This window comes from Colwellia sp. MB02u-6 (assembly GCF_014077095.1).
In the GTDB taxonomy this organism is placed as follows: domain Bacteria; phylum Pseudomonadota; class Gammaproteobacteria; order Enterobacterales; family Alteromonadaceae; genus Cognaticolwellia.
This window is the reverse complement of the sequence record NZ_JACGVG010000035.1, coordinates 26721-41839: the sequence shown is the minus strand read 5'-3', so window position 1 is coordinate 41839 and position 15119 is coordinate 26721. Positions and strand designations below refer to the sequence as shown.

The 15119-nt window shown below is 39.1% G+C and carries 14 protein-coding genes; 8 read left to right on the top strand and 6 right to left on the bottom strand.

Annotated elements, in window-relative coordinates; translation table 11 throughout:
* Positions 1-295: 295 nt before the first annotated feature.
* The 3 genes from H4J46_RS09875 to H4J46_RS09865 all read right to left on the bottom strand — a co-directional run bounded on the left by H4J46_RS09875 (position 296) and on the right by H4J46_RS09865 (position 5209).
* Positions 296-919: a tyrosine-type recombinase/integrase gene (locus H4J46_RS09875; protein ID WP_182233347.1), complete on the bottom strand. Its 624-nt coding sequence runs from the start codon at positions 917-919 to the stop codon at positions 296-298.
* Between the two features lie 400 nt (positions 920-1319).
* Positions 1320-2798 (bottom strand): NAD(P)/FAD-dependent oxidoreductase, encoded by a 1479-nt coding sequence (locus H4J46_RS09870; protein ID WP_182233346.1) that lies wholly within the window; start codon positions 2796-2798, stop codon positions 1320-1322.
* A 476-nt stretch (positions 2799-3274) separates the two neighbouring features.
* Positions 3275-5209 (bottom strand): EAL domain-containing protein, encoded by a 1935-nt coding sequence (locus H4J46_RS09865; RefSeq protein WP_182233345.1) that lies wholly within the window; start codon positions 5207-5209, stop codon positions 3275-3277.
* 675 nt (positions 5210-5884) lie between these two features.
* Here H4J46_RS09865 and H4J46_RS09860 point away from each other — a divergent pair.
* Complete coding sequence (locus H4J46_RS09860) at positions 5885-6334, top strand: hypothetical protein (RefSeq protein WP_101231395.1); 450 nt, start codon at positions 5885-5887, stop codon at positions 6332-6334.
* Positions 6335-6778: 444 nt separating this feature from the next.
* Here H4J46_RS09860 and groL read toward each other — a convergent pair whose 3' ends face one another.
* From groL to H4J46_RS09845, 3 genes are all read right to left on the bottom strand, one after another.
* Entirely contained in the window at positions 6779-8425 is a 1647-nt protein-coding gene (gene groL / locus H4J46_RS09855) for a chaperonin GroEL (RefSeq protein ID WP_182233344.1), read from the bottom strand.
* A 71-nt stretch (positions 8426-8496) separates the two neighbouring features.
* Positions 8497-8787 (bottom strand): co-chaperone GroES, encoded by a 291-nt coding sequence (locus tag H4J46_RS09850; RefSeq protein ID WP_182233343.1) that lies wholly within the window; start codon positions 8785-8787, stop codon positions 8497-8499.
* 118 nt (positions 8788-8905) lie between these two features.
* Positions 8906-9433 carry an FxsA family protein gene (locus H4J46_RS09845; RefSeq protein WP_182233342.1) on the bottom strand — a complete coding sequence of 176 codons (528 nt, stop codon included), beginning with the start codon at positions 9431-9433 and terminating at the stop codon, positions 8906-8908.
* A gap of 445 nt (positions 9434-9878) precedes the next feature.
* Here H4J46_RS09845 and cutA point away from each other — a divergent pair, with 445 nt between their 5' ends.
* From cutA to H4J46_RS09810, 7 genes are all read left to right on the top strand, one after another.
* Positions 9879-9980, top strand: a complete 102-nt coding sequence (cutA, locus tag H4J46_RS17685) for a divalent cation tolerance protein CutA (protein WP_182233341.1) — start codon at positions 9879-9881, stop codon at positions 9978-9980.
* Positions 9977-11851: a protein-disulfide reductase DsbD gene (locus H4J46_RS09835; protein WP_182233340.1), complete on the top strand. Its 1875-nt coding sequence runs from the start codon at positions 9977-9979 to the stop codon at positions 11849-11851. Before cutA ends, H4J46_RS09835 begins: the two co-directional genes overlap by 4 nt.
* 49 nt (positions 11852-11900) lie before the next feature.
* Entirely contained in the window at positions 11901-12098 is a 198-nt protein-coding gene (locus H4J46_RS09830) for a hypothetical protein (RefSeq protein WP_182233339.1), read from the top strand.
* Positions 12099-12430: 332 nt separating this feature from the next.
* On the top strand, positions 12431-12886 hold the full coding sequence (gene aroQ, locus H4J46_RS09825; protein WP_182233338.1) for a type II 3-dehydroquinate dehydratase: 456 nt from the start codon (positions 12431-12433) through the stop codon (positions 12884-12886).
* A gap of 103 nt (positions 12887-12989) precedes the next feature.
* Complete coding sequence (accB, locus tag H4J46_RS09820; protein WP_182233337.1) at positions 12990-13436, top strand: acetyl-CoA carboxylase biotin carboxyl carrier protein; 447 nt, start codon at positions 12990-12992, stop codon at positions 13434-13436.
* A 23-nt stretch (positions 13437-13459) separates the two neighbouring features.
* Complete coding sequence (accC, locus tag H4J46_RS09815; RefSeq protein WP_182233336.1) at positions 13460-14806, top strand: acetyl-CoA carboxylase biotin carboxylase subunit; 1347 nt, start codon at positions 13460-13462, stop codon at positions 14804-14806.
* 123 nt (positions 14807-14929) lie between these two features.
* Complete coding sequence (locus H4J46_RS09810; protein ID WP_182233335.1) at positions 14930-15100, top strand: oxidoreductase-like domain-containing protein; 171 nt, start codon at positions 14930-14932, stop codon at positions 15098-15100.
* Positions 15101-15119: the final 19 nt, after the last annotated feature.

Sequence of the window (15119 nt, the reverse complement as noted above, 5' to 3'; positions counted from 1 at the left end):
AGTGTCATACATGTGAGTTCAATATATTACTATGTATACGTAACAGTAATTCCTTTTCTTAATTTATATTTAAGTCATATTAATAACCGATAAAGTCAATAAATTAGAAACTATTAAAACCAAAATTTCCATAAAAAATGTGTTGCTAAGTTGTAATTATTCATTAGAAAATCTATAGCAAATATTTTAAAGCTAATGTCTTCAATGCGCACAAAGTTAGCATTAATAATTTGATGATGAACGACCGCAATGGTGGCGTTGTTGCCAGAGACCAGTTATGGATCTGGCACAAAACCTAAGAGTCGATACTCTCTGAAATATCAAGAGCATCATCAACTTCAATCCCTAAATACCTAACAGTGCTTTCAAGCTTTCGATGACCTAGCAACAATTGGCACGCTCGTAGATTTTTAGTTTTTTTGTATATCAATGATGGTTTTGTTCTTCTCATCGTATGAGTTCCATATTGGGTTTGATCTAAACCAATCATGGAAACCCAAGCATCAACAATTCTTCCATACTGACGTGTTGATAGGTGTTCTGATGAATGAATACGAGACTTGAATAAATAATCATTTGAGTTTAGTTGAAAATTTGTAATTAAAGTTTGAACTGAATTACGTGTATTTTCGGTAAGTTCAAATTGAACGGGTAATCCCGTCTTTTGTTGAACAATAATGGCTCTCGACTGAATGATTTTTCCGTGAGCAATATCTCGAATCTTTAGAGTAACTAAATCGCATCCTCTCAATTTACTATCGATAGCAAGGTTAAAAAGCGCAAGGTCTCTTATGTTATTCACTAATTCTAATCTGATTCGGATTGCCCAAATTTGTTGTAGCTTAAGTGGTAATTTTTGCCCAACAATTTTGTTTTTATTCCATGGCTCAGTTGGTTTATAAACGGTTAAATAAAACATGATAGTTCTCCGTTATTAATGGAGAACCAAGTATGGTCTATTGTGAGCTTCAAGCTCAAAGCTGCTGTTCAAATTCGATAAATGAACATTTACAGTTAGCCTTAATAGTCATTAAAGCAGCGCTTTGGTCTATCACGCTTCGGGGGCACTTAGCGAGATAGCCAATCTGTCAATTCATGGCCAAGCAAGTCATATTTACCTATTTTGTTTGGTTTGGTTTGGCGAGATCACCTGTGGATATGAAAATCTGTAAGTATTTGCACGCGTGAGCGTATTGAGCAGTTTACTGGGTCAGATCATTATGCGATGCAACGCAGCTTGATGTTAAAAACAGATAGCTTTAAAAAGTAACACGCTCATAACCATAAAGAACAAGTAATAATATGCCGCTTATTTGATATTATGCCTCTTCTCTGAGTAAACATCGTCCTCTTGGTTCATCACCTTCATGAAGTACAACGTCAGAATGTAGGAACTGTGCAGCTTCTGCTGAGCCTTTCACTTTAGAAGCACTGCGGGTCAGCATTTCTGCTTCAAACTCAGTTAATACACTTGCTCTTACGCCCGCTTCTCGCCATTGAGACATAGGTCTACATCCTATGGATATGCCCCGAGCCAATGATAGCGCGTCTAACAGAGCTTGATTCGCCCCTTGCCCTTTAAATGGACTCATCGGGTGGGCTGCATCGCCAATTAAGGTTACTTTACCTGCTTTTCCCAACAATTCTGCATTGAGTAATTCACGGTCATAAACAGGATAACCAGACACTAGCGCTGACTTAGTAACCGATAAAATTTGAGGTATGGGATTATGCCACTGACATCTTTTAGAGGCTTCTTCTTTAAGTGCTTGGGGACCTCTAGCGCTCAACGCTTTAGCATTCTCCTCTGATATAGGAAAGCTAAGTTGCCACATTACTGACTCTGAATCGTAAGGCATGATGTAGATTCGTTCATGGCCATTGGCGGTTTGAAATACCGTAGCCGAGTCGAGCAAAGGGCTTTCAAGCCCATTGAGGTCAACCAAAGGACAGATACCTAAAATCACAATACAACCTAGGTATTGTAGCGGTCTTATATCATCTCCAATCAATAATTTTCGTACTGAACTGCGGATACCATCAGCACCCACAAGAAGATCTGTCTTAACATGCTTTATTTCTGAGCTGCTCTCGTTTTTGGTCTTTCCTTTAGTGTTAACTTTAAAGATAAGATTAACGGCTGCACCTTCAGTTTCTTTAAAATCAACTAATTGGTGATCCCACTTAACAGCCTCATGACCACCAAGTTGCTCAAGCAAAGCAAAGCGTAAAGATTGGCGGGCGATATGTATATTTCTGCGTTTCACTGAGGTCTTTATCTCAGATGGCAACCACTTTCTTATGCCCCATTCTCCAATCTCTTTGCCATCAGTGGTGTGTACCACATGTCTTGTAGAAATCACGCCATTTTTTAGTGAGAAAATGCCTAATGCTTCGATTGCTTTACTTGCCTGTTGCAACGTGAGGCCATAACCTTGAGAGCGAGCACCAAAGCCGCTATCACGTTCATAAAGCGTAAAAGGAATACCGCGGTGTTTGCATGCTACAGCCAAAGCTACTCCACCTATGCCACCACCAATAATAGCAACGTGTGGGTATTTTTCTGTATCGGCTGTAGGATGATTAGCTGATCGAACTAAGCCTGAGCCGCTACAGTTCAAACAATCATAAAGGTGACCTTTCGGTCGAACAGGGGGCGTGCCTTGGCCATTCATTTCTTCAAATTGCGCTAACGCTCTTTGAAAGCTGAGTTTCACTTTTTTGCGCAGCTTTCTCGTTTTTTTGCTGCGTCCCTGACATTCCTGACAAGTAGTCCAATTATGCTGTGTGTTTTCCAATTCTTTTACCTTTTTTTCGCCATAGATGACTCAGTCACTATCTATAAGGGGCATTTTAACCGATACAGTGGATGTTAGCCTAATAGTAATATTGTGGACGAAAGCGCCTTAGAGTATATATGCTGATGTCATCTATTCCTGCATATAGCAGACATTCGATTGAGAGTAGCTCTTGCAAGAAAAAGGAGTAATTAAAATGTAGCTGTAAAAGACCAACTGGCTGATGGCCGCAGGCAGGTTAAACACCGCATGGTAATGCTACACCAGCAATAATTAGGTTTGCCTAGCGTAACGTTAGTGATTAGCGACATTATAATTTGGGAGAAACTTTTTAAGCGAAATATAATATCTTAGACTTTATATATCATTTGAAAGCTATAGTTCTTGACCTCATCTGACTGACGGAAAAGTGCCAAAATCGGACATACCCGACTGCCTACAAGGTCACCTCTAGTGAGGCTCAGTGGTCAAGTCAGTTAGCCTTTATAAGCCTGCCAAGAATCATCCGCTTTCCAATTAGATACCCACTCAGGAATATTACCACTAGGCATGGGTCGAGCAATGCCATAACCCTGCGCCAATTCACAGTCCAGTTTCAGCAATGCTACTCCGTGTTCGATGGTTTCAACTCCCTCGGCAATTACTTCGCGTTTGAATGTTTTAGCTAAACCTATGACGCTTTCAACAATCGCTAAATCGTCGACATCTTCGAGCATGTCACGGACAAAGCTCTGGTCGATTTTAATCAAGTAGGCTGGTAGACGTTTAATATGGGTAAGCGATGAATACCCCGTACCAAAGTCATCTAAGGCGAAGCGGACACCTAAGTCATGGCAAGCACTCATGTTGTCAAACACTTGGTTGATGTCACTTAATACACCGGTTTCTAGTATTTCCAATTCTAAATAATGCGGGTTAACGTCAGGATGAGCTGATAACGATGCGGCTAACCGAGTAGAGAAGTTACGTTGTTGTAATTGATAGGCGCTAATATTGACACTAATAGGTAGCGCTAAGCCCATGCTTCGCCATTGATTTATTTGGCTCAATGCTGTGTATATGACCCATTCGCCCAGTTCCAGACTCAGGGCGTGACCTTCTATCGCCGGCAAAAAGTCTAAAGGAGGGACTAAACCACGGACAGGATGCTGCCAGCGGATTAACGCTTCTACACCGATAACTTCGCTAGTGCGCATATTTACCTTGGGTTGATAGTGCAGTAAAAACTCACGTCTATCCAACGCTGAACGAATATCGTCTATATTTTTCCATTGAATCGTGATCGCACTATCTTGTGTGGCATCAAAAAAATGATAACGGTTTTTACCTGCTTGCTTAGCAATATACATGGCTTGATCTGCGTGCCGCATGAGTAGGCCTACATCTACATGGTCTTGTGGATAAAGGCTGACACCAATACTCGCTGAAACTTGCATTGCAGCATCACCTAAATTAACAGGATCAGCAGCGGCCTTTAGTAGTCGTTTTAATGGAGGCTCACTATCTTCAATGTTTTCCAAATCAACCATAACAGCAATAAATTCATCGCCGCCAATACGTGCCAGCGTATCACCTTCACGTAACGCCTCTTTCATGCGCTTTGCCACTTCAATGAGTAGTTCATCTCCTACATCATGGCCGTGGAGGTCATTGACGTCTTTAAAGCCATCTAAGTCCATAAACGCAACGGCTAATGACTGATTGCGACGTTGACAGTGTTTCATTGCTTGGCTTAAGCGCTCTGTGAGTAGCACTTGATTAGGTAGACTAGTCAATAAGTCGTAATGAGCAACGAGCTTTAAATCGCTAATTTTTCGCGTAATGAGTCTTTTCATTGGCTCAAATATAAACAACACTATTAGGATAAGCAAAGTCATAGTGAGCACCCATATCCACGTTTTAGTTTGATACAAAGAACTAACCCGGTTTTGAGCATCGCTTTCAAGGACACTAACAACCAAATTCAAATCATATAGGAGCCTGTCGGTGTCGATCTCGGCAATCTGTTGGACGAGAAGTTCTCGCGACGTCAAGCCTTTGATAAAACTGTTCACAAAATTGATCAAGGTCTTAGAGCGCGCGTCTAATTGAATTTCACCGAGGTAGAGTGATTTAGCCTCATCTGAAATGTTCTTTAAGTTAGTCAATCTATTATGGTTACTGGCAAACGTGGTGACGGCGTTCTTGAGCAGTTTGTTAACAACATCGATTTCACCCGCTTTATCAGTTCGATTAAATAACAGCGCGATCCGTTGGCTTAACATTCGCTGTTGACCGGCTAAATTGATAACTTGCGCATCTTGGTTTTGTTGGCTAATTATTTTCGAAAACCAAACCCAAGAAGTGGTGACCAACGTTGCCAACAGAAATACGGCTAGTAAATATCTAAAGCGGATTGACGGGGTCATCATATTACAGCGTTAACCTTAATTCAAAAGATACAGGGATAAGCCTGCACTTTAGCAAGGAATGTGAAAAATAAAAAACGTTAATTATGCTCATACAAAGTAAGTCAACGTGATATAGGTAAAATTAAACATAATTCAGAATTCAAAACAATCACCTGCCATCGTCCACTTATCGCTCATAGCTACCGTTGGCGACTCGTATCTGAATATTCACTTTTGCCACAAAGTGATCGTTAATAATTCAAAAGTGTAGGACTGCTTTGGTGGCTTTATTGCCAGTCGATAGGGCACTGGTTAAGAAATGAAATCAGTGTCTCCTGCAAGCTCATTGCTGCCAGTAGGATTTCGTTTCTGAACGATAACTTTTGCCCATAAATATTCTTAGCAAAGTGCAAAGTTTGCACTTTGCTAAGGCTCACTAAGATACGTTAGCTGATATTGTTATTCAAACTCAAGTGTAGATAATTATATGTAATGTATAAGTAAAAACTGACATGAAGAATATTTAATTAAAAACCATTCATAAAACCATTATATTTGAGGTGCCTACTTGTTTTCATATCTATTATGTATTTTTCTCAAACGAGCAAAATACATGTGTTGTTCTATACTTGCTGAGCTTAATGCGATTTATATTTATGTTGTGTATTAGGGAAACTAATCCAAGGAGAAATAACAATGAAAAAAATTAGTATTTATATATTAACGCTATTAATCAGTTTAAATGTTTTTGCTAAAGACCGATTGGAAATATTTCAAGACTATGACCTAAGTAAAGAAGTACTTTCTGTAACTACAGTCAAAGTTGATCCCAATATGGAAGATGTTTATTTAGCCGGTTTAACAAAAAGTTGGATAAAGGCAGTAAAAATTCAAAAGGAGTTAGGCCACATAAAAGACTGGAATATATGGGCTAGTGAATTACCGCAAAGTGGTGATTTTAATTTGGTATTGACAGTCACATTTGCAAGCTCCCAAGATTTAGATCCCAATAAAGCGAAATATGATAAATTCATGAAAAAATGGGGGGAAGAAAATCAAAAAATATCCCAAGAAACCTCCGCAAAATATCCTGAAGTGAGAGAGTTAACCGGTGAGTATCGATTAAGAAAAATAATTTTTAAATAACAACTTTTAATTTTGCTATAACTAATTTCTTATATAGAAACTGTATCTGGTTATAGCAATTTCAAGTCACTTCAATATCTCGTTTTATCAAATGAATTTGTCGTAATCAATCAATTTTATAACGTCTTATATTGGCTAACAGTTGACCTAAAGAACAAACAATAGCTAACGTCACCAAAGCCACTTTGAAGAAATACCCATCCTACTATGCGACTGTCGGCAATGGTGGCTTTGTTGACTATCAAGGTGAAGGTAGCCCAACGTTTAATGAACACTAAAAACAGCTCGAAAATCCATTGATGTTAACGTCCGGTTTTGTATTAATTAAGACATAACAAAAGTATTATTAGATATTGATAAGCAGCTAATAAAAAAGCCCGAATATTACTATTCAGGCTTTCGTTTAAGTGGTTAGAACTTTATCAGAATAGAATTTAAATTCTATTACATCATACCGCCCATTCCACCCATACCACCCATGCCGCCCATATCAGGTGCGCCAGCATCTTTAGTTGGTGCGTCGGTGATCATCGCTTCTGTTGTTAGCATTAGGCCAGCAACTGAGGCAGCGAATTGTAAGGCACTGCGCGTTACTTTAGTTGGGTCAAGAATACCCATTTCTAACATATCGCCGTAAGTACTATTGCTCGCATTGTAACCGTAGTTACCTGTGCCGCCAATACGTACTTGGTTTAATACTACTGAGGCTTCGTCACCTGAGTTAGTGGCGATTTGACGTAAAGGAGCTGACATTGCACGAATAGCAACGTTGATCCCGTGGGTTTGGTCTTCATTGCTACCTTCTAAGTCTTTAATAGCATCGGCTGCACGAACTAAGGCAACACCACCACCAGCAACTACGCCTTCTTCTACCGCGGCACGTGTTGCATGTAATGCATCTTCAACACGGGCTTTTTTCTCTTTCATTTCCATTTCTGTTGCTGCACCAATTTTGATAACCGCAACACCGCCAGCTAGTTTAGCTAAACGTTCTTGTAATTTTTCTTTATCGTAGTCAGAAGAAGAATCTTCAATTTGACCGCGAATTTGCGCTACACGTGCTTTAATTTCATCGTCTTCGCCAATACCATCAATAATAGTCGTATTGTCTTTAGAGATAACCACGCGTTTAGCTTGACCTAAGTCTTCTAATGTTGCTTTTTCAAGCTCCATACCGATTTCTTCAGAAATCACTGTAGCTTTGGTCAATGTCGCGATGTCTTGTAACATAGCTTTGCGACGGTCGCCAAAACCTGGTGCTTTAACAGCAGCAACTTTTACGATACCACGCATGTTGTTAACTACTAATGTAGCCAGTGCTTCGCCTTCAACATCTTCAGCAATAATAAGTAATGGCTTACCCGATTTAGCAACACCTTCAAGTGTGCCTAATAATTCACGGATATTAGATATTTTTTTATCAACTAATAAAATGAAAGGATTTTCTAATTCAACACTGCCACTTTCTTGGTTGTTGATAAAGTAAGGAGAAAGGTAACCACGGTCAAACTGCATACCTTCAACAACGTCTAGTTCGTCAGTTAATGCCTGACCTTCTTCAACAGTAATAACACCTTCAGTGCCAACTTTGTCCATTGCTGTTGCAATGATTTTACCAACAGTTTCGTCAGAGTTAGCAGAGATAGTACCTACTTGCTCAATCGCTTTGTTGTCGCTACATTCTTGCGACAAACCTTTCAGTGCTTCAACTGCAGCAATAACTGCTTTGTCGATACCACGTTTAAGATCCATTGGGTTCATGCCCGCTGCAATTGATTTTAAACCTTCGTTTACAATCGCTTGCGCTAAAACAGTCGCTGTAGTTGTACCGTCGCCTGCTTCGTCATTGGCTTTAGAAGCAACTTCTTTCACCATTTGTGCGCCCATGTTTTCGAATTTATCTTCTAATTCGATTTCTTTTGCTACCGATACACCGTCTTTAGTGATCGTTGGGCCGCCAAATGATTTGTCTAACACTACGTTACGACCTTTAGGGCCTAAAGTAACTTTTACTGCATCTGCAAGTACGTTAACGCCTTTAAGCATTTTTGCGCGTGCGTCGTTACCAAATAATATGTCTTTTGCTGCCATTTTCATGATTCCTTGTAAACTGTATTTGTACCAAACTTAATCAGTACAATATAATAGGTAAAAATTAATAATTATTCGACGATGGCTAAAATGTCAGTCTCTGACAATATAAGCACTTCTTCACCATCAATTTTTTCAGTTTTTGTACCGTAGCCTTCACTGAAGATAACTTGGTCGCCAATTTTTACATCTAAGGCACGCACGTCACCATTTTCTAGCATTCTGCCTTTGCCTACCGCAACGACTTCACCACGTGTTGACTTTTCAGCAGCACTACCCGTTAATACAATACCGCCAGCAGACTTTGATTCTACTTCTTTACGTTTGATAATCACACGATCGTGTAATGGACGAATACTCATTTTGTTCTCCAGAAAAGTTTTATTTTATAAAAATAATGGACTAAAATTTTCGTGCTATTTGCTTGTAGAAGTAAGATGGGGATTAAATAAAACTTCACAAGTCCCTCTTGATCTTTTTTTAATCTTTGCGCTCAAATTCACCATCCAAAGTTTGACCTTTATGTGGTGGCTGAATATTTTCTTGAAACGGGCTTTCAGGTTGTTTGGAAAAGTCATCTTGGTTTTGGTTCTGGTTTTGGTTCTGGCCATGGCTGTGACTGTGAAACTGAAAACCTTGCTGGCTGGTGTTATTACTGGAAATATGCGACATAACGCTACCGGCAATAGTATGACGAACCGCAGGGATCAACAAACTCAAACCCAGAAAGTCAGTAACAAAACCAGGAGTTACCAACAATACGCCCGCTACTAGTAGCATTAAAGCAGTAACAATTTCATCTGACGGCATTTGCCCTTGAGCCATTTTTGTTTGCACTGAATTTAAGGTTGAAATCCCTTGCTGTCGGACATATTTTGCCCCCAACCACGCGGTGAATATTACCATGGCAATGGTTGGCCAAACACCTAAAACAGCACCGACCTGCATCAAAACAAAAATTTCAATAATCGGAATAATAATAAAAAGTACAAATAAAAGCCGAAACATAGCAGTGCCTAATAATCTTTAATGAAACTAATATGGGGGTTAACAGGTCTTTTTCAAGCGAGCTGACTTTTTAGCTATGCTCAATATCATTAAGTCTGATACAAACGTAGGCTTGATACTTACTGATTGAAAAAGATTAGCGTAAACTGCCCTTAAGGTTGTTATTGACTAATTTGATAAACATGAGTTTTCTTTCAGCTTTATTCCAAAAATTTAGCTTTACTTTTAGCTTTAATGTAACAAATACCATGATCTTAAAGCATGGCTATAGCGGGAGGTATTACTGAAGACTTGATGGGTAAAAATCTCGCCGCTTGGCCAAGTGTTTAGCAAATATTATATCGGTTTTTCGCCAGCAAGAAAGTGTACATAGTAGAGCAGAAGTGACACTATTTACAAAAATAAGTGAGCACGCTTTGATTGACTTAATGAGATAATCAAGCCATTGCACCCATACGATACGCTTAAAGTTATCGCCTTGAACATCCAGCAAGGTGATCATCAATATTTAAACTGGATCAACGAGTTTTTAAAATATCGGTTATGAAAAAAATTGTTACTGTTTTTTGGTTAATACTTACCAGCTTATGTTTTGCTACAACACCCTTAGCAAATGCCCAAGAGTCAATTTTTAACACGCCTACATCACTCTTTAGTAATGACAATGAGTTTTTAAAAGTTGATGACGCTTTCATTTTTGACTTCCACCAACAAAAAAACCAATTAAAAGTAAGTTTTAATATTGCTGATGGTTATTATTTGTATCGTCACCAGTTTAAATTTACCAGTGAAAACGCCACTATTGTGCCCGTCAACTTACCTGAAGGTGAGCGCTATGAAGATGAGTTTTTTGGTGTCCAACAAATTTTTACTGGCCAACTCGCTTTTACCATCGATATTACACAAGCTCAAAGTGATGCCAATATCACTATTCGCTATCAAGGCTGCGCCAAAAAAGGCTTATGTTATCCACCAACCAAGCAAACGGTTAAGCTAAGTGAGGTTAAACAAATAGCAGCGTCTACCAATAACGCTAAAAACATTTTGTCAGCACTGGGGACTAGTAGCGAAGATGAAATTAATACCCAATCAGGTAGTTCTATAAGCAATACCAATAGTCAAAGTAATAATGCCAATAGCAGCGAGCAGCACCAATTAGCTGACATGCTAAAAAGTGACAGCTTGTGGTTAACACTAGCAGCATTTTTTGTTGGTGGATTACTCTTGTCTTTTACACCTTGTGTTTTCCCTATGTACCCAATTCTAACTGGTATTATTGTCGGTCAAGGTGAGAAATTATCAACTAAAAGAGCCTTTGCCTTGTCTTTTGCTTATGTACAAGGGATGGCGGTTACTTATACTTTACTCGGGATTGTAGTGGCGATTGCCGGTGCACAATTTCAAGCAATGTTTCAACACCCTATCGTACTTATTGCCTTAAGTTTATTATTTATTTTCTTGGCACTTTCTATGTTTGGGACCTTTAATTTAGCCCTACCCAGTAGTTGGCAAAACAAGCTAAATCAGCTAAGTAGCAATCAAAAAGGTGGCTCTTATTTTGGTGTGCTAATAATGGGCGCCATTTCTGGTTTAGTTGCTTCTCCTTGTACCACTGCACCCTTAACTGGTGCACTGTTATATATTTCACAATCAGGTGACATATTACTCGGTGCGTCAGCACTTTATGCGCTTAGTTTAGGTATGGGTTTACCCTTACTAGTATTAGGCAGCTCGGGTGGTAAGTTACTACCTAAAGCGGGTAACTGGATGAACGTAATTAAGAATGTTTTTGGTTTACTGCTGCTAGCCGTGCCAATATTTTTACTTGAGCGCTTCTTACCACTAATAGTTATAGATATACTTTGGGTGCTGCTTATTTTAGCTACTGCTGGTTACTTTTATACGGTCAATCAAGCCTCTGCTAAAACCTTTGGTTTTGGTTTACGTAGTATCTTAATCTTTTTAGTTTTCTTTATCGGCGCCAATAAAGCCTACCAACTGGTTTATCCCATCACCAACAATGTTTTGGTCTCACCACAAACCGAACTCCGTAGCTTTGAGCATGTAAAGAATTTAACAGAAATGAATCAAGCGATTAAAAACGCTAATGCACAAGAAAAAACCGTCATGGTTGATCTTTATGCTGACTGGTGTGTCGCATGTAAAGAATTTGAAGAGTACACTTTCTTTGAAGCCAAGGTGCAAAAAGCGCTTGCAGACACAGTATTACTGCAAATAGATTTGACCGATACTGGCTCAAAAGACAGTATCGAGTTAATGTCCAAGTTTGAAATCTTTGGTTTACCGTCAATTTTATTCTTTGATTTAACAGGTAAGGAATTATCACAACGCAGAGTTACCGGCTTTATGGGAGCTGATGAATTTTCAGCACATGTCGATAAAACATTTAGGCCTTAACTAATAAAAATAATGATAAAAAAGCGCTTCAAGGCGCTTTTTTATTGTCGTGATAAAAATTTTTGCTCCGCAAAACGTAAGTCACTATAGCCATACCATTTTGCCAATCAACCTGCCGTATAAAAGAATAGCTCGCGGCGGATTAATAAATAACGACCTTGTATCTGGCGTTATATTTAAAATAATATTAATGGCTGCTACTTATGAACTAAAAAAACAAAATTGTGGCAGCCATTTTAAAAAATAAGGCGTTAATAATTTCATTCTGGTATTGAACCGCAGACCACAAAACAACAGTTAATTACTAGATTATTATTTAAAAAATACTGATAAATCAACGGATTAATTAAAAAAAACAGCACATTTAGTTTGCTAAACTTATGATAACTGACCTAAAATCAATCATTTAATAGCCCCTCCAAGTGATAAGACCAGTATTTTGCTGCTATATTCTGCGAAAACACTATAATAATCGGCTAATAAGATTAATTTGCCATTTAAGCCAAATTTAATTTAATCACATAGTTAAATATGACATGATGTTACTATTATATAATAATCAGGGTGTTTTTACCGAAGATGACTACGAAGTTTAACATTTTAGTCCTAAATGGTCCTAACTTAAATATGTTGGGCAAACGTGAGCCTACTATTTATGGCTCGTTGTCGTTAACTGATATTATGGCAAATTTAGCTCACATCGCCATTAAGGCTAATGTGCAGCTAGGTCATAAACAGTCAAATGCTGAACATATTTTGCTTGACGAAATTCATGCCAGTTTTGAAAAAATAGACTTTATTATAATAAACCCCGCGGCCTTCACGCATACCAGCGTTGCGCTTAGAGATGCCTTATTATCGGTTAGTATACCCTTTATTGAAGTCCATTTATCAAACGTACATGCGCGAGAGCCATTCAGACAACATTCCTATTTATCAGATATTGCTATAGGCGTTATTAGCGGTTTAGGCGCTAATGGCTATGAATATGCTTTGGCTGCGGCAATAGATTGGTTAGAAAAAAACAAAAAATAAGCACTTAAATGATGATATTCATTTAAGTTTTACACACTTAAATGATGATATTCATTTAAGTTTTACACACTTAAATTTAATAATAAGATAAAAAGGTATTCAAATGGATATTCGTAAAATTAAAAAATTAATTGAATTGGTTGAAGAGTCAGGTATCAACGAATTAGAAATTTCTGAAGGTGAAGAATCAGTGCGCATTAGCCGTGGTGCCACCATTATGCAAGCAGCTCCTATGATGCATGCAGCGCCAGCCCAAGCACCACTTGCAGCACCTGCTCCAGCTGTTGCCGCAGAAGCGGTAGCTCCAGTAATAACTGGACATATTGTCCGCTCTCCAATGGTTGGTACTTTCTATTCAGCAGCTTCGCCTGATGCACCTGCATTTGCTGCTGTTGGCCAGCATGTTAATTCTGGCGATACACTCTGTATCCTTGAAGCAATGAAGATGATGAACCAAATTGAAGCTGATAAATCAGGTATCATCAAACAAATTTTAGCGGTAAACGAAGACGCTATTGAATTTGATCAACCGCTATTCATCATTGAATAAGCCCAACCTTTAAGGGGTTTTTCATGTTAGATAAAGTTGTTATTGCCAATCGAGGCGAAATTGCCTTAAGAATATTACGCGCTTGTAAAGAGCTTGGCATTAAAACAGTTGCTGTGCACTCAACGGCTGATAAAAGCCTTAAGCACGTATTGTTAGCCGACGAAACCATTTGTATTGGTAAGCCTGCGGCAATGGATAGTTATTTAAATATTCCAGCCATTATTACTGCCGCAGAGGTTACTAACGCTGTAGCGATTCACCCTGGCTATGGTTTCCTTGCTGAAAATGCTGATTTTGCTGAACAAGTAGAAAAATCAGGTTTTGCCTTTATTGGACCTAAGGCGGAAAGTATCCGCTTAATGGGCGATAAGGTCTCAGCCATTAAAGCCATGAAAGCGGCTGGTGTCCCTTGTGTACCTGGCTCTGATGGTCCACTGACTGCAGATGTTGAAGCAAATTTAGCGCACGGTAGACGTATTGGCTATCCAGTGATCATCAAAGCCTCTGGTGGTGGTGGTGGTCGCGGTATGCGTGTTGTTCGCCGTGAAGAAGATTTAATTGAATTTATTCAACTGACTAAATCAGAAGCGCGAGCGACCTTCAATAATGACGTAGTTTATATGGAGAAATTCCTAGAAAACCCACGTCATGTTGAAATTCAAATCATGGCTGATGGCCAAGGTGCTGCCATTCATTTAGCTGAGCGTGACTGTTCAATGCAACGTCGTCACCAAAAAGTGGTTGAAGAAGCGCCTGCGCCAGGTATTTCACCTGAACTGCGGGCAAAAATTGGCGAACGCTGCTGTAATGCCTGTATCAAAATAAACTATCGTGGTGCTGGTACCTTTGAGTTCTTATACGAAAATGGCGAATTCTATTTCATTGAAATGAATACCCGTATTCAAGTTGAGCATCCGGTAACTGAAATGATTACGGGTGTTGATTTGATCAAAGAGCAACTTCGTGTTGCCGCAGGTCAACCACTATCTTATACACAAGACGATATTAAAGTATCAGGCCATTCAATTGAATGTCGAATTAACGCGGAAGATCCTCGTACCTTCATCCCATCACCAGGAAAAATCACTCGTTTTCATCCTCCAGGGGGCTTAGGTGTACGTTGGGACTCTCATATTTATGCGGATTACTCAGTGCCGCCAAACTATGACTCAATGATCGGTAAATTGATCACTTGGGGTGATAGCCGTGAGGTTGCTATGGCGCGTATGCGTAACGCATTAGGTGAATTAATTATTGATGGCATTAAAACCAATATTGCCTTGCACCAAGACATTCTAAGTGACCAAGGTTTTATTGATGGTGGGGCTAATATTCACTATCTTGAAAAGAAACTGGCTGCATTAGAATAATAGCAAATGGCATAATGGATAATACTTATTGCTAAGTTTATCGCCTGGTCTAAAAAAGCTCTGCATACAGAGCTTTTTTTATTTATAATGATTTATTATTGATAGCAAAAAACTGTAACCGTTATGACTGAATTACTCGCAAAGCCTTGCCCCCCTGCTGATGATGACTGCTGTGGCGGTGGTGCATGTAACCCTTGCGTATGGGATTATTACTACGCTGAACGAAAAAAATGGCGTTTACAACAAGTCGCATTAAAAGCTGCTGAAGAGCATAAAATAAAGATTAGCTACTAAAGGTAAAACCCTCATTCTG